The organism is Chryseobacterium koreense CCUG 49689 (assembly GCF_001045435.1).
Taxonomy (GTDB): domain Bacteria; phylum Bacteroidota; class Bacteroidia; order Flavobacteriales; family Weeksellaceae; genus Kaistella; species Kaistella koreensis.
The window spans coordinates 149,274-173,048 of sequence record NZ_LFNG01000012.1; the positions used below are offsets into that span (position 1 = coordinate 149,274).

The 23,775-nt window shown below is 40.6% G+C and carries 22 protein-coding genes; 8 read left to right on the forward strand and 14 right to left on the reverse strand.

Annotated elements, in window-relative coordinates:
- Positions 1 to 396 precede the first annotated feature (396 nt).
- A complete protein-coding gene (locus tag ACM44_RS09815) occupies positions 397 to 1,905 on the forward strand; it encodes a glycoside hydrolase family 28 protein (RefSeq protein ID WP_048499862.1) in 1,509 nt (502 codons plus the stop codon).
- Positions 1,906 to 1,914: 9 nt separating this feature from the next.
- Here the strand turns inward: ACM44_RS09815 and ACM44_RS09820 are convergent, their stop codons facing one another.
- From ACM44_RS09820 to ACM44_RS09840, 5 genes are all read right to left on the reverse strand, one after another.
- A complete protein-coding gene (locus ACM44_RS09820) occupies positions 1,915 to 2,589 on the reverse strand; it encodes an RNA polymerase sigma factor (RefSeq protein ID WP_048499863.1) in 675 nt (224 codons plus the stop codon).
- A gap of 47 nt (positions 2,590 to 2,636) precedes the next feature.
- A complete protein-coding gene (locus ACM44_RS09825; protein ID WP_048499864.1) occupies positions 2,637 to 3,029 on the reverse strand; it encodes a plastocyanin/azurin family copper-binding protein in 393 nt (130 codons plus the stop codon).
- The gene (locus tag ACM44_RS09830; RefSeq protein ID WP_083993703.1) at positions 3,029 to 3,646 is read right to left on the reverse strand and encodes a DUF4142 domain-containing protein; all 618 of its coding nucleotides are present in this window, start codon (positions 3,644 to 3,646) and stop codon (positions 3,029 to 3,031) included. Before ACM44_RS09830 ends, ACM44_RS09825 begins: the two co-directional genes overlap by 1 nt.
- 135 nt (positions 3,647 to 3,781) lie before the next feature.
- Complete coding sequence (locus ACM44_RS09835; protein ID WP_048499947.1) at positions 3,782 to 4,255, reverse strand: GNAT family N-acetyltransferase; 474 nt, start codon at positions 4,253 to 4,255, stop codon at positions 3,782 to 3,784.
- A gap of 197 nt (positions 4,256 to 4,452) precedes the next feature.
- The gene (locus tag ACM44_RS09840) at positions 4,453 to 5,790 is read right to left on the reverse strand and encodes a dihydrolipoamide acetyltransferase family protein (RefSeq protein WP_048499948.1); all 1,338 of its coding nucleotides are present in this window, start codon (positions 5,788 to 5,790) and stop codon (positions 4,453 to 4,455) included.
- 119 nt (positions 5,791 to 5,909) lie between these two features.
- Between ACM44_RS09840 and ACM44_RS09845 the strand changes: the two genes are divergently transcribed.
- A complete protein-coding gene (locus tag ACM44_RS09845) occupies positions 5,910 to 6,200 on the forward strand; it encodes a putative quinol monooxygenase (RefSeq protein WP_048499865.1) in 291 nt (96 codons plus the stop codon).
- On the opposite strand, the gene lipB is transcribed toward ACM44_RS09845, so the two are convergent.
- The 9 genes from lipB to ACM44_RS09890 form a co-directional block, all read right to left on the reverse strand.
- A complete protein-coding gene (lipB, locus tag ACM44_RS09850; protein ID WP_048499866.1) occupies positions 6,197 to 6,919 on the reverse strand; it encodes a lipoyl(octanoyl) transferase LipB in 723 nt (240 codons plus the stop codon). The two genes, ACM44_RS09845 and lipB, sit on opposite strands and share 4 nt — an antisense overlap.
- A 64-nt stretch (positions 6,920 to 6,983) precedes the next feature.
- On the reverse strand, positions 6,984 to 7,616 hold the full coding sequence (locus tag ACM44_RS09855) for a TetR/AcrR family transcriptional regulator (protein ID WP_048499867.1): 633 nt from the start codon (positions 7,614 to 7,616) through the stop codon (positions 6,984 to 6,986).
- Between the two features lie 699 nt (positions 7,617 to 8,315).
- Positions 8,316 to 8,885, reverse strand: coding sequence for an anthranilate synthase component II (locus ACM44_RS09860; RefSeq protein WP_048499868.1), 570 nt, complete (start codon positions 8,883 to 8,885; stop codon positions 8,316 to 8,318).
- A 72-nt stretch (positions 8,886 to 8,957) separates the two neighbouring features.
- Entirely contained in the window at positions 8,958 to 10,052 is a 1,095-nt protein-coding gene (locus ACM44_RS09865) for a VIT1/CCC1 transporter family protein (RefSeq protein WP_048499869.1), read from the reverse strand.
- Between the two features lie 119 nt (positions 10,053 to 10,171).
- Entirely contained in the window at positions 10,172 to 11,302 is a 1,131-nt protein-coding gene (locus ACM44_RS09870) for an efflux RND transporter periplasmic adaptor subunit (protein WP_048499870.1), read from the reverse strand.
- A gap of 48 nt (positions 11,303 to 11,350) precedes the next feature.
- On the reverse strand, positions 11,351 to 12,559 hold the full coding sequence (locus ACM44_RS09875; protein ID WP_152669334.1) for a TolC family protein: 1,209 nt from the start codon (positions 12,557 to 12,559) through the stop codon (positions 11,351 to 11,353).
- Positions 12,560 to 12,587: 28 nt separating this feature from the next.
- The gene (locus ACM44_RS09880; protein ID WP_083993705.1) at positions 12,588 to 15,758 is read right to left on the reverse strand and encodes an efflux RND transporter permease subunit; all 3,171 of its coding nucleotides are present in this window, start codon (positions 15,756 to 15,758) and stop codon (positions 12,588 to 12,590) included.
- Positions 15,759 to 15,923: 165 nt separating this feature from the next.
- Complete coding sequence (locus tag ACM44_RS09885; protein ID WP_185095969.1) at positions 15,924 to 16,304, reverse strand: hypothetical protein; 381 nt, start codon at positions 16,302 to 16,304, stop codon at positions 15,924 to 15,926.
- A 239-nt stretch (positions 16,305 to 16,543) separates the two neighbouring features.
- Positions 16,544 to 16,927, reverse strand: a complete 384-nt coding sequence (locus ACM44_RS09890; protein WP_048499871.1) for a hypothetical protein — start codon at positions 16,925 to 16,927, stop codon at positions 16,544 to 16,546.
- A gap of 209 nt (positions 16,928 to 17,136) precedes the next feature.
- On the opposite strand from ACM44_RS09890, the gene lysS reads away from it, so the two are divergent.
- The 6 genes from lysS to ACM44_RS09920 all read left to right on the forward strand — a co-directional run bounded on the left by lysS (position 17,137) and on the right by ACM44_RS09920 (position 23,667).
- A complete protein-coding gene (gene lysS / locus ACM44_RS09895; RefSeq protein ID WP_048499872.1) occupies positions 17,137 to 18,837 on the forward strand; it encodes a lysine--tRNA ligase in 1,701 nt (566 codons plus the stop codon).
- A gap of 178 nt (positions 18,838 to 19,015) precedes the next feature.
- Positions 19,016 to 19,312 (forward strand): type II toxin-antitoxin system HigB family toxin, encoded by a 297-nt coding sequence (locus ACM44_RS09900; RefSeq protein ID WP_048499873.1) that lies wholly within the window; start codon positions 19,016 to 19,018, stop codon positions 19,310 to 19,312.
- Between the two features lie 10 nt (positions 19,313 to 19,322).
- Positions 19,323 to 19,688, forward strand: a complete 366-nt coding sequence (locus ACM44_RS09905; RefSeq protein ID WP_048499874.1) for a helix-turn-helix domain-containing protein — start codon at positions 19,323 to 19,325, stop codon at positions 19,686 to 19,688.
- Between the two features lie 214 nt (positions 19,689 to 19,902).
- On the forward strand, positions 19,903 to 21,837 hold the full coding sequence (gene gyrB, locus ACM44_RS09910) for a DNA topoisomerase (ATP-hydrolyzing) subunit B (RefSeq protein WP_048499875.1): 1,935 nt from the start codon (positions 19,903 to 19,905) through the stop codon (positions 21,835 to 21,837).
- A 113-nt stretch (positions 21,838 to 21,950) separates the two neighbouring features.
- Positions 21,951 to 22,763 carry an RsiV family protein gene (locus tag ACM44_RS09915; protein WP_083993706.1) on the forward strand — a complete coding sequence of 271 codons (813 nt, stop codon included), beginning with the start codon at positions 21,951 to 21,953 and terminating at the stop codon, positions 22,761 to 22,763.
- A 52-nt stretch (positions 22,764 to 22,815) separates the two neighbouring features.
- Positions 22,816 to 23,667, forward strand: coding sequence for a diacylglycerol/lipid kinase family protein (locus ACM44_RS09920; protein ID WP_048499877.1), 852 nt, complete (start codon positions 22,816 to 22,818; stop codon positions 23,665 to 23,667).
- Positions 23,668 to 23,775 lie beyond the last annotated feature (108 nt).

Sequence of the window (23,775 nt, forward strand, 5' to 3'; positions counted from 1 at the left end):
TATTTTCGGAATTTTAAAATCTGGCGCTCTTTTTAAAACACAACTATCTGCATCACAATAATTTCCCTGTATCATATTCACCGTTTTGAAAAGAGGTTCGTTTGAGAATTCTAGGAAAACAGCAAAGGAAATAAAAATCTTATTCCCCGAAAATTTCACCGAATTGTAATTTTTTGCATAACATCTATTTTCAAGGGTCATTCAGACCAGGTATTTTAATCATTTTGGCATTTTGGTTTAGTAGATTTGAATGGGATTGATAGCTAGTCTACAAAAATAGTTTTGAACCTATCCAGTTAAAATTTCGGATTAAATTTTACTTAAAACCATGTGATAACTTAAAAAATAGCTAATTTTGCTTAATAATTCCTTTCACCAAATCCATATCAACTTCGAATGAAAATCAAGAAAACCATATTCAGTACAATTGCAATCGCTTTTACTTTGCAATCGATTAACTCGCAAGTTCCGGAATGGCAAACCTATGTGGACAAAGCACCCTTTAAAGTAGAACTTCCACCACCCGCAAAGCCTTCCGCTTCACAGAAAATTATCTCCGTGAAAGATTTTGGCGCGGTTGCAGATGGAAAAACATTAAACACGGAAGCATTCCAAAAAGCCATCGATGAAGGTTCAGCCAAGGGAAATACCGTGATTTCCGTTCCTGCAGGAGTTTGGCTTTTGGGACCGATCGAATTGAAAAGCGACATCACCATCCAAATCAACAAAGGTGCCGTGCTGCAGTTCACCAAAGACCGCAGCAAATATCCCATGCTTCCGAAAAATTCCGCAGGAACCGACTATTTCGTGATGTCGCCGATTTATGCCAAAAACATAAAAAACGTCACCATTACCGGGGAGGGAACGATTGACGGTGGTGGCGACAGCTGGAGGCCGGTAAAAAAATCAAAAGTAACCTCAGATTTTTGGAACGATTTGATTAAAACCGGAACCTTAAGTGATGACAAAAAAGTTTGGTGGCCGTCTCAAAATGCGATGAATGGGGACAGAATGCTGAATGACCTTAAAAAGAAACAAAACGCGACCGCCGATGATTTCCTGAAAACCAGGGATTTCCAAAGACCCTATTTAATGAATTTGATCAACTGCAAAAATCTGCAGATGAGCGGCATCACGATTCAAAACTCACCCAAACTCACGGTCTATATTTCTCAATCAGATGGCGTAATTCTGAATAACCTGAAAGTACTGAATCCAAAATGGGGACAGAATACGGACGGAATCGACATCAGCGGCTCGCGCAACGTGCTTGTTTACAACTGCACCGTCAATGTGGGCGACGACGGAATCTGCATGAAAAGCAGCAGCAAAAACAATGATAACGAAGTGCAACTTGAAAACATCATCATAGCTAAAAACACCGTTTACAACGCTCATGGCGGATTTTCTATCGGTTCGAACACCGACGGTGGAATGAAAAACATCTTCGTGACTGACTGCACGTTTGATGGAACCGATATCGGAATCCGGGTGAAAAGCAATGAGGGAATTGGCGGAAAAGTTTCGAATATTTTCATTGAGCATATCAATATGGCAAATATCGTGAACGAGGCGATTTACCTTTCCTCGATCTATGAAAACAAACAGGTCGGAAAATCGGCTGACAACAATATTAAAGGCGAAAAAATTCCGGATTATGGGAATTTCTACTTCAAAAATATTGTTTGTACCGGTGCAAAAACCGCAATCAGCTTGACCGGTCTAGAAAATGCCCCGATTCACGATTTATTTTTTGAAAATGTAAATATCACTGCCACCAACGGATTTATCGCAGAAAATGCTGAAAACATTTCGATGAAGAACACGACGATTATTGCGACTTCGAAATTATTTGATTTGAAAAATACATCTAATATTTTACTGGACGAAAAACAGGTCAAATAAGAATATTCATCAGTTTTTAGCTTGACGTACTGTTTTCTCCATTACCTTCTGCACCATTGGGGAGCAAAAAGAATAGTGGTAATCCAGCAACTCTTCCGGAAGATAATTTGCACCAATTTTATGGCGCAGTATTTCTTTGGCTCGGCTCAGTCTCACCTTCACATTGCTTTCAGTAATTTGCAGCAGGTTTGCTGTTTCCGTGGTATTCAACCCGTTTATTTCCCTCATGACGAAAACTTTTCGCAGATTGAGCGGGATCCCCTGAATTGCCTCATCTAAGATGGTCCCCAATTCTTTATTGACCAGTGCACCGTCTTGTGAAAAAGGCTCATTCTTTCTAGACATAAAAAAGCTTTGCTCTTCCGAAATCGCATTTTTCATCCTTTCCGATTTCTGTTTATTACGATAGCAAAGATGAAGCATGATTTTGGCAATCCAGGTTTTGAAGCTTGAGCGCTCCTGGAACTGCTCCAGGTTTTTGTAAATACTCAGGTAGCAATCCTGCATCAGATCTTCAATATCCTGATGCGAAAAACCGTAGGTCTTCCCGATTTTATACAGAAAAGGATTGTAGCGGCGAATCAAAATTTCAAACATTCCCACATCGCCCTGCAGAATCCTCTGGACAACTTTTTCGTCCTCAAATTGCAGGTGGTGATTCTGATTGCCATTCCGTAAATTCACTTTCTGGATTTTTAGAAAGTTAAAGATACAGAATAAAAAATTACCAGTTATGGGTTGAGCAGCACTTTTCCAAGCATGGTGGGATGAATCGAGCATTTGTAGCTCATGCTGTCATTGGCAACCCAGGTCCATGAATGATTTACTTTGATGGTATCCGAATAAGTTTTTTTGTCTTTGGAAGTCACATCGTGTGCAACCACATCTTTGTTCACGAAAACCACTGTAGCTCCTTTGTCAACGTGTAGTTCCTGCGGATTAAATTTCATTTGCCGGATCAGAACTGTATCGACTTTTGCAACTGTTTTTGTAGCGGTGGGAGCAGGATTTTCCATGGAATTATCAATGACTTCCGGGATAGAATCGCCTGTCTGTCCGCAGGAAAAAACCAGAAAGAGCACAATGGAAATCCAAGATGCCCTTCCGAAATATTTGGTTTTCATTATTTCATATTTTTTTGAACCATTTCCGCATGGGCCAAATGTTCTTTAAACAATGGGAGTGCAGATTCCAAAAGTGCTTTCAATTCTGGATTGGTAGCATTTGGAACTAAATCCTTTTCCACGACGGAAATAACGGCTTTGTGGTATTCCACTTCATTGTCCACATACGCTTTGTCAAAATCGGCTCCAGATTTGGTTTCAAATTTTGCCTTCACATCGGCTTCACCTTTCAAGAGTGATTGTGTAGTAGGATTGTCCTGTGGAGTTACGTTTAGCTTTTTGACCAAAGCAACCGCCTGGTCGATTACTGCTTTATGGTCTTTCGCCATTGTTTTCGCAAAATCTGTAACGGCTTTGTTGGTCGATTTTTTCAATGCGATTTCCGCATAATTAACATCGATTTGGTTTGCTGTTACCGCAATGGATGCGATTTCCGGATCGGTTAGTTTTGCCGGTTCAGGAGTTGGAGCAGGAGCTGCAGGTTCCGGCGTTGCAGTGGTTTCTGTGGTTGTTTCTGTGTTTGCGGCCTGCTCGCCAGATTTTTTGCAGCTGTTGGAAGCTAACAAAAGTGTAGATGCCAAAAGTGAAATGGTCACCAGTTTTGTAACATTTTTCATAATCTATTATTTTGTGTCCCGACGGATATTTTTGTCGAGGCGGTTAATTTTAAAATCACTTCACAATACAATAGAGTCCGAATTTGAAAAAAGGTTACAAATATTTTCTTTAAGGTGATTTCACCCTTTAGAAAATTAAAGTTTTGCCAACTCGGAAATCCCCTGTTTATCCAACCGGAAAACGGTCCATTCGTCCATGGGTTTTGCGCCGAGTGATTTGTAGAATTCGATGGATGGCGTGTTCCAGTCTAAAACGGACCATTCAAAACGGCCGCAGTTTTCAGTTTCAGCGATTTTTGCCAACTCGATCAGCAGTTTTTTTCCATAGCCTTTTCCTCTGCGATCCGGCTCCACGAAGAGGTCTTCCAGATAAATCCCCGGTTTCCCGACAAAGGTGGAAAAATTGTAGAAATACAAAGCAAATCCAACCGGATTTCCGTCTTCTTCACCTATCAATACTTTGGCAAAACCATTGTCAAAGACATTTTTTTTCAGTTCTTCTTCGGAAGTGACGACCTCGTTTTCTAGCTTTTCATAAACGGCCAATTTTTTGATCAGGTCAAAAATGGTGGGAATATCTTGTTCTGTAGCTTTTCGGATTTTGAACATATCTAAATTTTTGTCAAAAATAGTGAAATGATGCGAAATCCATAGCCCCGATTGCAGCGGCATCCTTTTTTGTTTTTGGCGATGGAAATGGTGATGGCAAAACAAAAAAGATATAGCGGAAAGCGGGATTCAGCTCCAAAAAAAACCTCCAAAAAATGTTTGAAGGTTTATTTTTATCAGATTTTGTTTTCCAGATCCTATATTTCGGTGTCCAAATCCCAGTTTTGGAGATAATCGTGGACGTGTTTCAGGAACATTCCGCCGAGGGAACCGTCAACCACGCGATGGTCGTAAGAATGGGACATGAACATCAACTGCCGAATGGCAATCACGTCTCCATCTTTGGTTTCCAGAACTGCGGGTTTTTTCACGATCGCGCCAATCGCCATAATTGCCACCTGAGGTTGCGGAATAATGGGCGTTCCCATCAGATTGCCGAAACTTCCCACGTTGGAAATGGTGTAGGTTGCACCCTGCGTATCTTCGGGACGAAGTTTCTTGTTTCTGGCTCTGTAAGCCAAATCGTTGATGGCTTTTGCCAAACCGGAAAGTGAGAGCTGGTCTGCGTTTTTGATGACCGGAACGATCAGGTTTCCGTCTGGTAAAGCGGTTGCCATTCCGATATTGATGTTTTTCTTTTTGATGATTTTGTCGCCATCTACCGAGATATTGATCAGTGGGAAATCCTGGATGGCTTTCACGATCGCTTTCACGAAGATCGGCATGAAAGTGAGTTTTTCACCTTCTCTCTTTTCGAAAATATCCTTGTGTTTTGCGCGCCATTTTACGACGTTGGTCACGTCTGTTTCAATGAAAGAGGTGACGTGGGGCGAAATTCTTTTGGAATTCACCATCGCATCTGCAATGATTTTTCTGACGCGGTCCATTGGGATGATTTCGTCTCCTGCAGCAACCTGCATGGGAACTGAAGGTGCGTTCGTAACCTGGGGTATTGGAAAGGTTTGAGTTGTCTGCGTACTTGTTTCCGGCTGAACCTTTTCAGTTCCACGTTTAGAAACAAAAGCCAGAATATCTTCTTTGGTGATTCTGCCTTCCAAGCCGCTTCCTTTGATGGATTCCAATTCGGCGGCGGAAATATTTTCCTGCTGCACAATGGATTTAACCAATGGTGAAAGATACCGATCGGTTGCCGGAAGTCCAGTCACAGCTTTTGCGCTGTCCATAGCGGTTTCCAGAGTTTTCACCACTTCTGGATCCACATTTGGCAGCTCGGATTTTACTTCGGAGTCGGATTTTGGTTGCTGAGGCTGTTCTGCGATTGCTTCATTTTGACCTGCAATTTCCAAGATTGCGATAGCTTCACCGATTTTTGCAACCTCGTCCTTATGTTTCAGTATTTTTATGATCTTACCGGAAACTGGTGTGGGAACATCGGAATCCACTTTGTCTGTCGCAATTTCCACCACGGAGTCATCTTCTTTCACCACATCTCCTTCATGGAACAACCAGCTGATAATTGTAGCTTCCATCACGCCTTCTCCCATTGAGGGAAGTAATAATTTATATTCTGCCATTTTCTGTTTTTGGATTTCTACAAAGATAAAATAATTTAAAGAATCTGAAAATTCACCTTTATAAATTAAGAATTTGATAATTAAAAAATTTAATTTTGAGGTAAATAAACTCCTCACTCATGAATCTGCATATCGTCGCGCTTTTCCGTTTTAGGGAAAATTATTTGATGGACGCCATTGAACTTTTTAAGAAATTGGTTGCTGAAACCCGTAAAGAAGAAGGCTGCCTGCAATATGACCTCGTTGAAGACTACGAGAACAAAGGTGTTTTTCTGATGATCGAACTCTGGGAATCCCATGAGCATTACCTCCAACATGATGTTTCCGATCATTTGCGGGATTTCAGGAATCAATCTAGGGCAATGCTGGAAGACCCTATCCAAGTGTATAAAGGAACTAAAATATTTTAGACAAACTTCGCCTGGAAGACTTCTGCGAAATGTTTTTTGATTTTTGATTTCACCTCTTCCACTTCTTCTTCGGTAAATTTTTTATCCAGTTCGCGGGCCAAGGAAGCGACGGACTTATCTTTGATTCCGCAAGGAATAATATATTCGAAATACCTTAAGTCCGTATTGACATTTAATGCAAAGCCATGCATGGTCACCCATTTTGAGGTCTTCACGCCCATTGCACAGATTTTTCTGGCATAAGGCTTTCCCACATCGAGCCAAACTCCGGTTTCGCCCTCGCTTCTTTCGCCCTTCAAACCATACTCTGCAAGTGTTCGGATGATGACTTCTTCCAGATTTCGCATATAAAGAAAAATATCCGACTGAAAGTTATCCAAGTCCAAAACTGGATACCCCACGATTTGCCCGAAACCATGATAAGTGATATCCCCACCACGATTGGTTTTCACAAAAGTCGCTTGAATTTCTTTCAGTTTTTCTGAATTGGCGAGCATATTTTCCTCATGGCCGGATTTTCCCAGCGTGTACACATGCGGATGCTCCACAAACAGAAAATAATTGGGGGTTTCTTCGTATTCTTCCGAACTCCGGTTCCGGTTTTTGGTTTTCAAATCGATAATTGAATCCATCAGTTTTTGCTGATGTTCCAATGCAGGAAGGTAGTCCATCAAACCAAGGTCGGAAAAGTGCAGTGTTTTATTTTGCGTTAAGGTCATTCTTTGATTTTCGGATTCAAAGGTAACGAATTAAGCCATTATGCATAAAATAATATCCTTTTTTTCACTTATATTTTTCATACGCCATGTCTATGATATCGTTCACAGCGTCATTTATTGCTTGCCGGTCATCATTTTGACGAATATCCAGTCCCGCAAAAAGACTTCCGTTCGACTCTGCATGCAGGGAAAGGTAATATGCGGAGGAAATCAAAATGGCTAAAATTGCGCGGTATTTTTTTTCATTCTCCTTAAAATAAGGAAGCATCACTTTATTAAACAAGATCATTCCCAGTTCTTCCCGATGGTCTGAAAGCTTTCTCAGCATCTCGTTTGATTCGGAGAGTTCCCAGATAATTATTTGTCGAAGTTCTTTATTTTTCGAAAGTGCTTCCAACATATTTGCAATCAACGTTTTTGAATATTCCTTTCCGCTGTCTAGAAAATCGGTTTTCGAAAAGTCAATTTGCTGGGCAGAACTTCCATAGTCTTGCTTCCTTAAATATTCGTTCACCAGATTTTCTACGGAACCGAAGTATTCATAAATCAATTTCTTGTCAACTCCTGCGGTCTTCGCAACGTATGTCACTTTCAGTTGTTGGAAGCCACGGGTTTTGATGATCTTGCCAATCGCCCTTATCAGTTTGGCTTTTGTACGCGATTTGTCCCTAATCGGACCACTTACCATTTTTCTCATTGTGCTTAATTTTTTTGATGATATGAGACTAACCTCAAATTGATTTCCGCGATAATTTAAAACTTTCAGAAAATTCTTTTTCACTTACTTGTGAATTAAAAAATAACTGTATATTTGCACTCCAATAAACGATGAAAAAAAATTAACGGAGAAGCCGCCTCGATACCAATTTTCGGGACGGTTTTTTGTTTTTGGTCATTAGAAATAATTTTCTGTTGATTGATGGCTTTTTGGTAAAATAGTACTAACTAAAAGTAATTCTAAGCGCTTTTTTTCTCTGAAATGATTACTACAAGTAGGTAAATATTACTGAAATTCCCATTTCCCAAATCCCCTATCCTCATATATTTTGAAGTTAAGGTTAAATTCAAATTGCACAAACTCGCGGCTAAACCGCTATCTTAAACATCATTTTGGGATGATATTCCATTTTTTTTTGCCTTCTGTTCTGAGTCTTCCACCAGTAATTTTAGATCAGTTTGCCCGGTAATTCCAAAATCATTTCTAACAAATGATCCCGAAAAATTCATACTATGATACGGGGTGAAATTAGCCTTTTTCGTTGTTGATTTTAATCTTTAAATTAAAAATTCTCGAACCTGATAAAGCGGATATAAAGTTACTAAAAAACCAATAGATCATGCAATCGTTTTTAACAAAAAATCAAGAAGAAACCGCCTCGATATAGAGACGGATTCTTTATTGATCGAGTAAGAAATTTCTCAATATTATTTTTCCCATGGGAGTCAATATACTTTCCGGATGATACTGAACTCCATGAAGATCATATTCTCTATGTTTTAAGGACATAATCATTCCTTCCTGATCAACAGAGGTAATCTCTAATTCTTCGGGAAAACCATCGGGACTTACCGCCCAAGAATGGTACCTTCCGACTTGCAGAGTGTTCGGCAAATTTTTAAAAATGACATGTTCTGCGGTTTGAACGGCTTCGGTCGCTACTCCATGAAAAATTTCGTTCAAATTGATTAAGCTTCCCCCAAAAACTTCAGCGATCGCCTGCTGACCGAGACAAACGCCGAGGATTGATTTTCTGCCCGCATAAAGTTTGATCACATCCAGCAAGATTCCGGCTTCCGACGGAATTCCCGGACCGGGAGACAAGATGATTTTATCGAATTCTTCAATCTCTTTCAATGAAATCTGGTCATTTTTAGAAACGGCGACCATTTTACCAACAATCTGTTCGGTCATTTGAACCAAGTTGTAGGTAAAACTGTCGTAATTATCAAAAACCAAAATTTTCATTTGGCAAAGATAGGTGATTATTGTTTTTCCAGAATCAAATCAATCAGCTGCCGCCCATCACGGGTGGAAAAATCAGGCTACAGAGACCCCGATCAACCTTCCGATTCCGAATGTGATCGCAGCGGCCAATAAACCAAATATTACCATTCTAAATCCTGAAAACCAGACACTTTTTCCGGTGAACAAAGTAATTGCCGATCCAATTCCAAATAATCCGATCGCACTGCAGATTGCACTGATCACGATTCCTTTCATTCCTCCGAAAAAGAAGAACGGGAAAAGCGGAATTACCGCACCAATCGCGAACATAAAAAACGACGCGATCGATGCTTCCCAAGCCGAACCTTTCAGTTCTTCCGAATTGATGCCGAGTTCTTCTTTCACCAAAAATTCGTGTGCTTTTGTTTGGTCGGTCATGATTTCTCTCGCCATTTCTTCGGCTTGTTGCTGTGGAATTCCTTTCGCTCTGTAAATCAATGCAATCTCTCTTTCCTCGCCTTCCGGATTGACTTCCAGTTCGTCCATTTCCAGATCCATTTGGTTTTCATAAAGTTCTTTTGAACTTTGCACAGAAATCCATTCACCCAGCGCCATGGCGAGGGAACCCGCCAAAAGTCCGGCAATTCCTGCTAAAACTACTGCTTTTTGATCACTTGCTGCACCTGCAACTCCCATGATTAAGGAAAAATTAGAGATCAAACCATCGTTTCCTCCCAAAACCGCCGCTCGAAGGGCGTTTCCGCCAACCGAACGGTGTCTTTTTTCAAATCTGGAAAGGGTGTTCCCCGAAATCTTTGGATTATTTTCAACGAGATTTTCCAGGATTTTCACATGTGCGGTATCCGTAACTGCTCTTTCCGTATTTGTTAATTTTCTTGCTTTCCCCACTGATGCTGAAATCGATTTCTCGGTATCCATCAATACTCCTAAAACATAATCGTAACCTAAGACCGCACCGATCATTTTTAATGTTCTAGCCCTTCCCGATGGTTTTGGCATCTTATCTGGTGAAAGTCCGGCTTTCTCCAAAAAAGCTACCGCATGGGATTTTTCGATTTCGCTCATTTGCGAGAAGACTTCTTTCACATTTTCGTCTTCTTCTTTTTCTGCGAGAAGCGCATACAGGTAGGATGCGTCCACTTCGGTTTGAATGTTCTTTAGGTTCATCGTTTATTTTGAATTTAAAGTTTCAGGTTTTTGGTCACGTCATCGTCATACAAATTTCGGATTTTCTTATTTAGATACAATTATTGAAACTGTCAAATTAATAACTCACCAAACTACTCCTATTCCTCCATATTCTTCAGCGCCATCAGCAAATAATAGGCGCCTTTACTGACGAATTTCTTATGATGAAAATCGCTGGCATTATTCAGTATTTCAGTGATTCCGTTTTCTGAATTCCCTATTTTTACAGGGAACATTTTATAGGTATTAGGTTTCACTTCCTCAAAAATATATTGCTTGCCTTCCCAGGTTACAATGGCATCGTCAGATATGGTCAAACCTTGTTCTGCATTCACTTCAATCTCTGCATTCATGAAGGTTCCGGGAATCAGTGCTGCATCTTTTTGATTCATTTCACAATGCACATAAACGCTTCTGTCGGGGGCAAAATCTTTTCCGATCAAAGCCACTGTTGCGGCATACTTTTTCTCGGGGTTTTGATTGGTAAAAGCGTAAACTTTCTGGCCGACAGAAATTTTACCCAGATCTTTTTCGAAAATCTTCAAAGCCAAATACGCTCTCTGATTGTTCACGATTGAATATAGCACATCAGCCGGAGAAACATGTTGACCAAGTGTTACATTCACTTGCGAAATATATCCGGAAATAGGTGCAACCACCGCGATGGATTTCTGGATATTTCCAGAGCTTACCGCACCTGGATTTAGCCCATAAGTTTTCAACCGGGATTCCAATCCGCGAACTGCAGCATTTTGGCTTTGGGCTTCGTTTGCCGCTCTTTGCGTCACTTTATCGGAACTTGCCTGAAATTTGTTCAGGTATTTTTGCCTTTCATAATCTTTTCTGGCATATCCCAAATTGGATTTCGCTTGCAGATATTCTTGCTGAAGTGCCGCCAGATCAGGATTTTCGAGGATTGCCAAAGTCTGACCTTTGGAAACATAATTTCCCGGCAGAAATCTTGCGCTCTTCACAATTCCGCCGCTGTTGGAAGAAACTTCCGCCATCGCGTTTGGAGGAAGGTCTATTTGACCAGTCAAGAGAATTTTATTGGCGATGGTCTCACTTCCGAGCGAAACGATTTCGACTCCTGCGGTTTTTTTCTGCAAGTCAGTCAGCGTAATCTGCTCGCCGGAAACGGCAAACTTTTCTTCAGTTTTCACGTCTTCGCTTTTTGAACAGGAAAAGAGGAAAACAAATAGTGACAATATTAATGTTGTTTTTTTCATTTTGATTTTTTCGTAGTTAAAATTGATCTATCAGCTTGTGGAAAGGGGTTACTCACTTTTCAGACTGTTCAGTTCAATAATTTTTTCATTCAAGAGTTTTTGTGCATCAATATATTTGTTCTGGATGTCCAGACTTTGATTCACCAGGATGGTGTATTCCAAATAATTGGTTTCCCCTTCTTTCAAAAGGAGATTTGCCGTAAACAGGATGGTTTCAGCATTTTTCAAACCTGATTTTTGATAATATTCAATTTCCGATTTCAGTTTCTGGTATTCACCAAAAGTCTTTGCATATTGATTTTTAAGGTTCCGAACTCCAATTTCATAATTGTTCTCGGCGATAAGCTGATTGATTTTTTGACCTTCTATTACCGCTTTTTGGGCCGTATTGAAAATCGGCAAACCCACCCCGATCACGCCGGACTGGAACCTGTGGATTCCGTCATAAAGTTTCTCATCTGCGCCGTTTCCTTTCATAGTCATCGACCTTAGTCCCAGATTAAAGCTCGGCAGCAATTTCTTTTTTTCACTTTCCAATTTTGCATTTTCGATATTTTTCTGTTGTTCCAGTTGTTTTAAAACCACCGGATTTCCTGCAAAATGATCGTCAAAATTTAAAATTCCCCGATAGAAATCACCTTTCTCATTGGTATAGGTTTCCCCATCATTGATGAGATAATTGAACTGATAAAGGGCGATGTCGCGGTCTTTCAGCAGACTTTGCAACTGGATTTCCGCCTGACTCCTGAATGCTTCAGCGGTGGTTTTCTCCAAGATATTGCTTTCTCCCTTTTGCAGCCGCAGTTCTGCCCTTTTGTAATAATTGGAGTAAATACTGTCGGTTTTCCTGAGCAATTTTTCCTTTTCATCCAGATAGTTCAAATTGTTGTAAATCAGTGCTATTTCCCGTTTCAACTGCCATTTTTGAACATCCAGGTTTAATACTGAACTTTTCCACTCCTCCATTAAAACCTGTTTTTGGGTTTTGTAGAAAGTCGGCAACCTGAAAGTCTGATTCGCGATAATGGCATTATCGAAATAGGCGGAGTTCATCTGTCCGAATTCTGCCGAAACATTTAGGGGATCAATCACCTTGTAGGCGTTTTTGATTTTTTCCTGATAGTCGATCCGCAACTGTCCAGACTTTAAGTTTAAATTTTTCTCTGATGCCTTCTGAATAGCGCCTTCCAAGGAAATCGGAGTTTGAGCAAACCCAATTCCGGAAAGCATTAGCAGCATATATTTTAGATATTTCATTTTAATTCAAATTCTTAAATTTCAACATTTAGGCTTCATATCCGTCTTCTTTGTCACTCAGCTCGTGCAGTTTTCTACGTAGGTCAGGGAAGTGTTTCTCAAACCAAATGTACATCACCGGCAACAGATAAAGGGTAAGAAAAGTTGCGAGCAACAAACCGCCGATCACCACTGTGGCAAGCGGTCGCTGTACTTCCGCGCCTTCTCCATTACTCAGCGCCATCGGTAAAAACCCGAATGATGCTACAAACGCAGTCATCAAAACGGGGCGTAATCTGGTTCGACCTCCCAGTTTTACTGCCTTTTTCAAATCCGCATGATCTACTTTTTGACGGTTAAATTCCGCAACCAAAACGATCCCGTTCAAAACTGCGACCCCAAACAATGCAATAAATCCGACCCCTGCAGAAATGCTGAAATTCATGTCGCGCAGCCATAATGAAAGGATTCCACCGATCGCAGAAAGCGGAATCGCAGAAAATATCAGCAAACCATATTTTATGGAATTAAATGCGAAATAAAGCATCAGCAAAATCAGCAGCAGACTTACAGGAACCGCAATTGACAAACGGGATTTCGCTTCCTGAAGGTTTTCGAAAGTTCCGCCATAGTTGATGGAATATCCGGAAGGTAGATTCAGTTTCTTTTCAACATTTGCCTGCAAATCTTCCACCGTGGATTGAATATCCCGGTTTCTTACGTTAAAACCAACAATGATCCGTCGCTGTGCGTTTTCTCGCTGGATTTGGTTGATGCTTTCCTTTAACTCCACTTTGGCAACCGCACTGAGCGGAACTTCGGTTCCAGAAGGTGTGGGAATCAAGAGATTGTTTACATCCTCGACATTTTTTCTTTGATTTCCGCTCAATCTGACCACCAAATCGAATTTCTTTTCACCCTCGAAAACGGAACCTGTTGATTGGCCTGCAAATGCGGTGTTCACGATATTATTGACGTCATTCACATTCAATCCAAATTGAGAAAGCGCCCCCCGATTATAGGAAATTACAATCTGCGGCATTCCCGAAACCGGCTCCACATAAATATTTTGGGCGCCATTAATTTCTTTAGAGATGTCCCCCAACTTTTCTGCGTAAACTTTCAGGGTATCCATGTTTTCCCCAAAAATTTTGCAGACCACGTCCTGTCTTGCACCCGTCATCAACTCATTAAACCTCATGGCAACGGGATATTGGAAGGAATAAGTAACGCCGATTACATTTTTCTTCAGTTCGCTTGACATTTTCTCCGCAAGATCATCGTAAGTTTTTGCCGAGGTCCATTCTTTTCTCGGTTTCAGGATGATCATCATATCACTTGCATCAATCGGCATCGGATCGGTTGGAATTTCCGAACTTCCCGTTTTTCCGACTATTTTTTCGATTTCCGGGAATTTTTTCAAAAGGATTTGCTGTGACTTTAAGACCGCTTCGGTGGAAGTTTTCAAATTACTTCCCGGCAAAACCCGCGTATCAACCGCGAAATCACCTTCCGGGAGACTCGGTATAAATTCGCCACCCAATCTGGTCATCACAAAAACAGACAACAAGAAAAATCCAACCACCGTGAAAAACACAATATTAGGAATCCTGAGGACTTTTTCTAAAGTACTGAAGTAAAAATGCTCCAGTTTCTCCATCATTCGATCCGAAAACGTCTTTTGGTTTTTAATTTTTTTGGAAAGGAAAAGCGAACTCATCATCGGAACGTAAGTCAATGAAAGGATAAATGCACCGAGCAATGCGAAAATTACCGTCTGTGCCATTGGTTTGAACATTTTCCCCTCGATTCCCTGCAAACTCAAAATTGGCAGATAAACAATCAGGATGATGATTTGCCCAAACACTGCAGAATTCATCATTTTACTTGAAGCTGTATAAACTTCATCATCCATAAATGACTGCGAAATACTCCTATTCTGAAAATTTTTCAGGTGGTGAAGCCTGTGCAAAACGGCTTCCACGATGATCACGGCGCCATCCACAATCAATCCGAAATCCAATGCTCCCAAACTCATCAGGTTCCCGGAAACCCCGAAAATATTCATCATGATGATGGCAAAGAGCATCGCCAAAGGAATAATAGATGCGACCAGGAAACCCGCCCGGAAATTACCGAGAAACAAAACCAGCACGAAAACCACGATAAGCGCACCTTCCAAGAGGTTTTTTTCCACGGTGGAAATAGCGTTGTTCACCATTTTTGTCCGGTCTAAAAAAGCGTCAATTTTAACACCTTCCGGAAGTGTTTTCTCAATTTCGGCGATCCTTTCTTTCACTTTTTTGATGACCTGATTGGAGTTGGCCCCTTTCATCATCATCACAACAGCACCTGCAACTTCACCTTCCCCATTATAAGTCATCGCACCGTATCGGATTGCCTTTCCATACTGAACGGTTCCCACATTTCTAATCAAAACGGGAGTGCCGTCTGAAAGATTTTTCACCACCGTATTTTCGATATCGGGAATTTTGCCCATCAAACCTTCGGTTCGGATGAACAGTACGGTTGGACCTTTTTCAATATAGGCTCCTCCCGTATTTTGGTTATTTTTTTGGAGCGCATCAAAAACTTCATTCATCGTGACGCCCATCGCTTTTAGCTGGGCCGGATTGATTGAGACTTCATACTGTTTCAAATCGCCCCCGAAACTGGCTACATCAGCAACTCCCTCCGTTCCCAAAAGTTGTCTGCGAACCACCCAATCCTGAATTGTTCTGAGCTGCATCGCATTGTAGCGGTGTTCGTAACCTTTTTTCGGACGAACAACATATTGGTAAATTTCTCCCAAGCCGGTAGAAATCGGTGCCATTTGTGGAACTCCTAAACTGGCAGGAATATTCTGAGAAACCTGTTGCAACCGCTCCGCAACTTGCTGACGCGCCAAATAAATATCAACATTTTCCTTAAAAACAATGGTAATTACGGACAACCCAAATCTGGAAAAACTCCGCATCTCTTTGATTCCCTGGATATTCGCATTCGCCTGCTCCAAAGGAAAAGTGATGAAACGCTCCACATCCGGAGCACCCAAACTGGGTGAAACGGTAATGAGCTGGACCTGGTTATCGGTAATATCTGGAACTGCGTCAATCGGCAGTTTGGTAACTTCGAAGGTTCCATAAATCACCAATCCCAAGGTCATCAAAATAATGATGAACTTATTCTTTATGGAAAATTCTATAATTCTGTTTAACATTCTCTTTTTTCGAATTTAATGTAAGTGGATCCATGGCTCATTTTCCTTTAATAGTAGATTTTGAAAAATGATATGGAAAGATAATCAAATAATTGCAGTTTGGAAATAGTCCATACTCACTTCGTATAGACTATTTATGGTCATGAAAAAAGATCCCGGAAAGGATCAATCTTCATCTTTCTCTTTTTTTGTGTTTTCAGAACCGTTTTGGTAAGCATTTTCACCCTGTTCGCCAGTTTTGATGACCGCCCCGCTTCGGATTTCGGTATGTCGGATTTCACCACCAGTTCTACCGGCTTCCACCGCAAAATACAGCGAACCAGCCGAAATGGCCAAAACGACAAACTGCATCAAATTGTTGATCTTAAAAGCTTTGAAATTTGCTAGGAGTGCGAGCAAAGACGCACCGCCCAAAACATAAGATAATCCCGCAAAAAGCTCGGAGGCTTCTTCGTGGGTTTTGATTAAACTTTCAGCAACTCCGGGAAGGTTTTCCACGGTTTCCTCAGCTCCTTCTCCAGTTGCCATCGCGGCAATTGAGGCCATTGCACCGATTATGAATAATAGATAAGAATTTCTTTTGCTGACTTCGGATTTTGAAAAAATTCCGACTAAAAGGACCACGATTCCAGCGATTGGAAATATGATTGGCAAATGGTTTATCACCATATGCAAATGTGCATTGTTCATTTTGATTTAATTTAAAAATTTAGATTTTTTTTGAAATTGCAATCATGTCCAAAACCTTCTGGATCAGACACAATTTGGGCTTAAAAAACTTTAAATCAAATCTTAGGCGGTTGCCAAATTTTTAAGAAAATAGACGGAAAAAAACTTTCAGCGTACACAAAATTATGTTTCACCCCATCGATCAAGTGACTGCGTTCCGCCAAGGTTTCGGAATTGCTGGGAGGAACAATAATATTCAGTGAATAATGGGAAGAATCCTGAACTTTGAATGGCAACTTCATATCCTGGCTATAATCCGCGTCTATGCCATGATCCTCCAAATAATGCATCTTCAAAAAGGAAGCAAAAGTAGTTTGGTGATCCCGAAGTTTATGAGAAATAAAATGTTCTACCAAAGTGGGAAATTTCAAAATCTGCCTGGCTTCCGGAAAACTTAGAAGATAAGCGCAGATAAAGAAATAGGAAATCCACTTTTTCATATCGCAAAGTTATACAAAAATTTTCTCGCAAAAAAATGAGTTTTATCAATTTAGAATTAAATCAAATAAAGACATGCCGCCCAATTCATTCAGCAAAACCGTAAAAATATATTCAATGGGGATCACCAAACCGCTAGAAAGTAATATGCTGAGGGAAAAAATCATACCCAAAAAATCACTATTTTTGCAACTTAAAAAATTTAAAGAAAATGTCGTTATCAGAACAGGAAATCATCCGACGTGAAAAATTGCAGAAACTGACTGAAATGGGAATCGACGCATTTCCCGCAGCAGCTTACCAGATCACCGAAACCACCAAATCCATCAAAGAAAATTTTGAGGAAGGCAAAAAGGTGAAAATCGCCGGAAGATTGATGAGCAGAAGGATTCAGGGGAAAGCGAGTTTTGCGGAATTACAGGATTCCGAAGGCAGAATTCAAGTGTATTTCAACCGAGACGAAATCTGCACCGGTGAAGACAAAACAATGTACAACGAGGTTTATAAACACCTTTTAGATATTGGTGATATTATTGGAATTGAAGGCGAACTCTTCAAAACCCAGGTAGGTGAAATGACTGTGATGGTGAAAAATTTCATGCTTTTAACCAAAACCATTCGTCCGTTGCCATTGCCGAAAGTAGATGCCGACGGAAATATTTTCGACGCGTTCAACGATCCGGAACTCCGATACAGACAACGATATGTTGATTTGGTGGTGAATCCGCAAGTGAAAGATGTTTTCGTGAAAAGAACCAAAATGTTCAATGCGATGCGAACTTTTTTCAACGATGCCGGCTATTTCGAAGTGGAAACTCCGATTCTGCAATCCATTCCGGGAGGAGCTGCGGCGCGACCTTTCATTACGCATCACAATGCTTTAGACATTCCATTATATTTAAGAATTGCCAATGAACTCTATTTAAAAAGATTGATTGTTGGTGGATTTGACGGAGTTTATGAATTCTCTAAAAACTTCAGAAACGAAGGGATGGACAGAACCCATAATCCGGAATTCACGGCGATGGAAATTTACGTGGCCTACAAAGATTATAATTGGATGATGGAATTCACAGAAAAACTGTTGGAATACACCGCAGTTCAGGTGAATGGGAAGACCGAATCCACTTTCGGGGAACACACCATCAACTGGAAAGCGCCATATCCAAGAGTTTCGATGACGGAAGCCATCCAAAAATTCACCGGTTTCGACATTACCGGGAAAACCGAGCAGGAACTTTACGATTTTGCGAAATCCATCGGAATTGAAGTTGATGAGACGATGGGCAAAGGAAAACTCATCGATCAAATCTTCGGCGAAAAATGTGAGGGAAACTTTATTCAGCCCACCTTTATCACCGATTACCCGATCGAGATGTCGCCATTAACCAAAAAACACAGAACCAAAGAAGGTTTGACGGAGCGTTTCGAATTGATGGTTTGCGGAAAAGAAATCGCGAACGCCTATTCGGAGCTGAACGACCCGATCGACCAAAGAGAGCGTTTCGAGGCACAACTCGCACTTTCGGAAAGAGGTGACGACGAGGCGATGTTCATTGACCACGATTTCCTGCGGGCTTTGGAATACGGAATGCCGCCTACTTCAGGTTTAGGAATCGGCATGGACCGCCTGATCATGTTTTTGACCAATAACCCGTCAATTCAGGAAGTGCTGTTCTTCCCGCAAATGAGACCGGAAAAAAACGAGCCGCAAATCGAATTGGGAGAAGACGAAAAAGTGATTTTGGAAATCCTTAATTCCCAGGAAGAACCTATGGAACTTTCGGAAGTGAAAAACCGTTCGCAACTTTCAGGAAAAAAATGGGATAAGGCGACGAAGACTTTGACGAAGAATAATTTGGTGAAGGTGGAAAAAGTGGGGGATTCACTCTTGATATCAAAGTTAGCGTAGTTAAGATTTATTATCCTAAATTCTGATTATTATTGTATTGATTCTTAAATTGATAAGTGTTTCAGAAATTTCTTGACCTATTGAAGACGAGAAATTTTTGTGATTGAAAAATTGATTTTAGAAATATCTATTTGAAAAGTTCCTTATTTAGGAACTTTTTTTTATCTTTGTATAGGAAATGAAAAGAATCATCGCAAAAAAAACACTCAAAGAATTTTGGGAAATGCATTCTGATGCCGAACAGTACTTGAAAACATGGTATGATGTGGCAAAAAATTCGGAATGGACGTGTCCTGCCGACATCAAAAATTCTTTTGCTACTGCGAGTATTCTTAAAAACAGCCGAGTTGTTTTTAACATTAAAGGCAATTCTTATCGGTTGGTAGTGAAATTCAATTACGAAAAACGTTGGGCATTCATCCGATTTGTTGGAACCCATTCTGATTATGACCAGATCAACGCAGATGAAATTTAAAACCTGAGACATGACAATTAAACCTATAAAGAACGACGATCAATATTACAAGGCACTTAAGAGATTAGATGAAATTTTTGATGCTCCTGCGAATTCTCCCGAAGGCGACGAAGCGGAGATTCTTTCGATACTGATCGAAAATTTTGAAAATGAATATTATCAAATCGACTCACCCGATCCGATTGAAGCAATTCGAATCCGCATGGAAGAGATGGATTTAAAGCAAAAAGATTTGGTACCATTTATTGGTTCCAAAAGTAAAACTTCAGAAGTATTGAATCGAAAGCAAAAACTTACTCTTGAAATGATTCGAAAATTAACCGAAAAACTCAATATTTCGGCAAATGTTCTGATTTCAAATTATGCTTTAGAATAAAAAAGAAGTAAATCATAAATCCTCAAACATCTGAGGATTTTTTTGTGGAAAACTTCTATCATTCAAACACGAATTTTCTTTCATATCTCATGAATTTTCCGTATTTTTGTTGGTCTTTGCATTGTGCAAAAACAATCAATTTTTAATGTGAATCTTAGTTGCTTAAAAGCTGACCCGATCATTACTCGACAGCCAACAGCAGATAGCAAAAATTATGAGTCAGAAACAATATACAGCAAGCAGTATTCAGGCGCTTGAAGGAATCGAACACGTAAGGTTAAGACCATCGATGTACATCGGTGATGTGGGAACCAGAGGTCTTCACCATTTGGTTTATGAAGTAGTGGATAATTCGATTGACGAGGCGCTCGCTGGACATTGCGACACCATCGATGTAAGAATCCATGAGGGAGACGGAATTTCCGTGCGTGACAACGGCCGAGGAATTCCGGTAGATTTTCACGAAAAAGAGCAGAAATCCGCATTGGAAGTGGTCATGACCAAAATCGGTGCCGGAGGAAAATTCGACAAAGATTCCTACAAAGTTTCCGGTGGTCTCCACGGTGTAGGGGTTTCCTGCGTGAATGCGCTTTCAACCTCACTGATTGCAACCGTTTACCGTGACGGAAAAGTCTATCAGCAAAAATATTCCAAAGGTCACGCTTTAGCAGATGTGGAAGTCATCGGCGAAGCAGACGCAAGAGGAACCAGCGTTTTCTTTCAACCCGATCCAAGTATTTTCCAGGAACTGGTCTATAATTATGATACTTTGGCAGCACGTCTCCGTGAACTGGCTTTCCTGAACAAAGGAATCACCATCACTTTGACAGACGAAAGAGTTAAAGATGAACAAGGTGAACCAAAAACAGAAGTATTCCATTCCGAAGGCGGGTTGAAAGAATTCGTGCAATACATCGACGGAAACCGCGAAAGCATTATGCAGAACGTGATCTTCATGGAGGGAAACAAGGACGACATTCCAGTGGAAGTGGCAATGCGCTACAACACCTCCTACAATGAAAACCTGCATTCTTATGTAAACAACATCAATACCCATGAAGGCGGAACGCACCTTGCAGGTTTCAGACGTGCTTTGACGAGAACTTTGAAGAAATTTGCAGACGAACTCGGTCTTCCAGCAAAAGAAAAAGTAGAAGTAACCGGTGACGATTTCCGGGAAGGGTTGACCGCAGTGATTTCCGTGAAAGTGATGGAACCACAGTTTGAAGGCCAAACCAAGACCAAGTTAGGAAACTCCGAAGTTTCTGGTGCGGTGGACAAAATCGTGGGCGAAATGCTCACCAACTTCCTGGAGGAGCATCCGAACGAAGCGAAACTCATCGTGCAGAAAGTGGTTCTAGCAGCAAAAGCAAGACAAGCCGCGAAAAAAGCGAGAGAACTTGTACAAAGAAAATCCCCGATGGGCGGAAGTGGACTTCCTGGGAAACTTTCGGACTGTTCCTCAAAAGACCCTGTAATCTCAGAAATATTCTTGGTAGAGGGAGATTCCGCAGGTGGAACCGCAAAGCAAGGTCGAGACAGACATTTTCAGGCGATTCTTCCACTGCGAGGTAAGATTTTGAATGTGGAAAAATCTATGCTCCACAAAGTTTACGATAACGAGGAAATCAAAAATATTTACACCGCGTTAGGAGTTTCCGTAGGAACTGAAGATGATTCCAAAGCTTTGAATCTAGCCAAACTCAGATACCACAAAATCGTGATCATGACCGATGCGGATATTGATGGATCCCACATTTCTACACTGATTTTGACTTTCTTCTTCCGCTACATGAAGGAGCTGATCGAAAACGGATATATCTATATTGCGCAACCACCGTTGTATCTTTTGAAAAAAGGAAACAAGAAAATATACGCCTATAACGAAAAAGAACGCGAAGAAAAAACTTTGGAAATGTCTTCCGATGGAAAAGGCGTTGAAGTTCAGCGATACAAAGGTCTCGGTGAAATGAACCCGGAACAGCTTTGGGAAACCACGCTGAATCCGGAACACCGAATTCTGAAGCAAGTCACCATCGACAATTTGGTGGAAGCAGACAGCACCTTCTCCATGCTTATGGGAGACGAAGTGCCGCCAAGAAGAGATTTCATAGAGAAAAACGCGATCTATGCCAAAATTGACGTCTAAGAAATCTTCAAATTCATTTTGAAGACTTGCATTGAAAAGTATTATTTTATGAAACCGCCCAAAATATTGGACGGTTTTTTGTTGGTAATCCAAAAAATTCATTAAATTTAGAAATGAAAAAAATTATCCTTATTCTTTCAGTAATTTCAACTCTTGTCTTATCATGCAACAAAACGGGTTCTATGCAAGAAACCGATGCAGAAAAAACTACGAAAACCACCGCTGAACCACAACCATTTACTGTTGACTCATTGTCGGTGAATGATTCCACGAAAATTAATCCGAAAATTACAGTAGCCTTCAAATCAAAAATTTTAATTTTCCCTACACTCAAAGACAAACCGTTGCTAGACAGCATCTACTCTATCGAAAACATCCGGCTAGATCATTATGATTCTAAAAGTTTGCTCTCCGCCCTGAAAAAGAAACAGGAAAATTACTTCAAGGAAAATAAGGAAGTAGCCAACGATATTCCGATGGATTACGAACAAACCTGGAGCGAAAACTCAGATATGAAGGTCTTTTCACAGGAAAATGATTTGCTGACCATCAAATATACCGGTGACGGATTTACTGGCGGAGCACACGGCTATTATTACGAATATTACAAAGTATTCGACTTAAAGAACAAAAAAACAATGCAGCTTGCAGATGTCTTGGTTGCACCAGAATCAGATATTTGGAAACGTGCATTATGGGATAATTTCATCAAAAATGACTCCGGAAAGGGACAAGCTGAAATGCTGCTCGTGAAAGAAATCTCACCGAACGACAATTTCTATTTTGACCGCAATAATCTGTATTTTCTTTATAACCAATATGAGATCGCGGCATACGCAGCTGGACCGATTCTGATCAAGATTCCAATATCTGATGTAAAAGTGATGCTGAAGCCAGAGTTTAAAGAAAGAATGGGAATTAAATAATTTAGTACCAAAAAGCAAGTCAGATAGGCTTGCTTTTCTTAATTTTGCAAAAATGGAAAAAGTCGCCTTCATCATCAATCCCTTTTCAGCCAAAAAAAATTACCAAACGTTTCTGGAATCGCTCAGGCAAAAAGTGGACAAGCCCATATATTACATTTCTGAATCTATGGAAGGGACGGAAGAATTCATCAATAACCATTTTGAGCATACCGAAATCTTTGTGGCAATCGGTGGCGACGGCACGATTTCTTCGGTGGCAAAAAAAATCATCAACACCGAGAAAATTCTCGCCATTTTTCCTGCGGGATCTGGAAACGGTTTCTCCAATGAAACCAATTTCAATAAGAATTTGGACGAACTTTTGATAAAGATAAAGGCTAAAAAATCCAGAAAAATTGATACTTTCACGGTGAATGACAGACTTTCGATCAACGTCTCCGGAACTGGATTTGATGGAAAGGTGGTGAAAGAGTTTGAAAAAACCAAACGCGGTTTCAAGAATTACATCAGGGTTTCCATCCGCACTTTTTTCAATTATAAACCGATTAAGGTTAAATTCATCACAGAAAATTTCAAACAGTACAACGGAAAATACCTGATGCTGAATATTGCAAACACGCGGCAGTTCGGTAACAATGCCTACATCGCGCCGAAAGCAAGCAAAAGTGATGGATTGGTTGATCTGGTTTTGGTGAAGAAGTTTCCACTCACCTACTCTCCATTTTTTGCTTTCAGAATGTTCACAAAACGGCTGAAAGATGACGATTACGTGACTTATCTCCCTGTTTCGGAGGTGGAATTCAAAGTATCTACCAAAAACTGGCATTTGGACGGAGAATACAACAAGATCAAATCCCCTATTTCGGTAAAGGTTTTGCCAAAGAGCTTGAGGATTTTGATTTAGAGCACATTTACCATTCCCTGAATTTTGCCGACTGCATATGCAGTATGACCAAAGGTTTTCGCCTATGGTTGATCTTTTGGAGAATCCGGCTGAACAAATGATTCCGCT

Coding starts and splice junctions, on each gene's coding strand:
- ACM44_RS09815 (WP_048499862.1), top strand. CDS start 397: ATGAAAATCAAGAAAACCATATTCAGTACAATTGCAATCGCTTTTACT.
- ACM44_RS09825 (WP_048499864.1), bottom strand. CDS start 3,029: ATGAAAACCAAATATTTCGGAAGGGCATCTTGGATTTCCATTGTGCTC.
- ACM44_RS09830 (WP_083993703.1), bottom strand. CDS start 3,646: ATGAAAAATGTTACAAAACTGGTGACCATTTCACTTTTGGCATCTACA.
- ACM44_RS09835 (WP_048499947.1), bottom strand. CDS start 4,255: ATGTTCAAAATCCGAAAAGCTACAGAACAAGATATTCCCACCATTTTT.
- ACM44_RS09840 (WP_048499948.1), bottom strand. CDS start 5,790: ATGGCAGAATATAAATTATTACTTCCCTCAATGGGAGAAGGCGTGATG.
- ACM44_RS09845 (WP_048499865.1), top strand. CDS start 5,910: ATGAATCTGCATATCGTCGCGCTTTTCCGTTTTAGGGAAAATTATTTG.
- lipB (WP_048499866.1), bottom strand. CDS start 6,919: ATGACCTTAACGCAAAATAAAACACTGCACTTTTCCGACCTTGGTTTG.
- ACM44_RS09855 (WP_048499867.1), bottom strand. CDS start 7,616: ATGAGAAAAATGGTAAGTGGTCCGATTAGGGACAAATCGCGTACAAAA.
- ACM44_RS09860 (WP_048499868.1), bottom strand. CDS start 8,885: ATGAAAATTTTGGTTTTTGATAATTACGACAGTTTTACCTACAACTTG.
- ACM44_RS09865 (WP_048499869.1), bottom strand. CDS start 10,052: ATGAACCTAAAGAACATTCAAACCGAAGTGGACGCATCCTACCTGTAT.
- ACM44_RS09870 (WP_048499870.1), bottom strand. CDS start 11,302: ATGAAAAAAACAACATTAATATTGTCACTATTTGTTTTCCTCTTTTCC.
- ACM44_RS09875 (WP_152669334.1), bottom strand. CDS start 12,559: ATGAAATATCTAAAATATATGCTGCTAATGCTTTCCGGAATTGGGTTT.
- ACM44_RS09880 (WP_083993705.1), bottom strand. CDS start 15,758: ATGTTAAACAGAATTATAGAATTTTCCATAAAGAATAAGTTCATCATT.
- ACM44_RS09885 (WP_185095969.1), bottom strand. CDS start 16,304: ATGGCCTCAATTGCCGCGATGGCAACTGGAGAAGGAGCTGAGGAAACC.
- ACM44_RS09890 (WP_048499871.1), bottom strand. CDS start 16,927: ATGAAAAAGTGGATTTCCTATTTCTTTATCTGCGCTTATCTTCTAAGT.
- lysS (WP_048499872.1), top strand. CDS start 17,137: ATGTCGTTATCAGAACAGGAAATCATCCGACGTGAAAAATTGCAGAAA.
- ACM44_RS09900 (WP_048499873.1), top strand. CDS start 19,016: ATGAAAAGAATCATCGCAAAAAAAACACTCAAAGAATTTTGGGAAATG.
- ACM44_RS09905 (WP_048499874.1), top strand. CDS start 19,323: ATGACAATTAAACCTATAAAGAACGACGATCAATATTACAAGGCACTT.
- gyrB (WP_048499875.1), top strand. CDS start 19,903: ATGAGTCAGAAACAATATACAGCAAGCAGTATTCAGGCGCTTGAAGGA.
- ACM44_RS09915 (WP_083993706.1), top strand. CDS start 21,951: ATGAAAAAAATTATCCTTATTCTTTCAGTAATTTCAACTCTTGTCTTA.
- ACM44_RS09920 (WP_048499877.1), top strand. CDS start 22,816: ATGGAAAAAGTCGCCTTCATCATCAATCCCTTTTCAGCCAAAAAAAAT.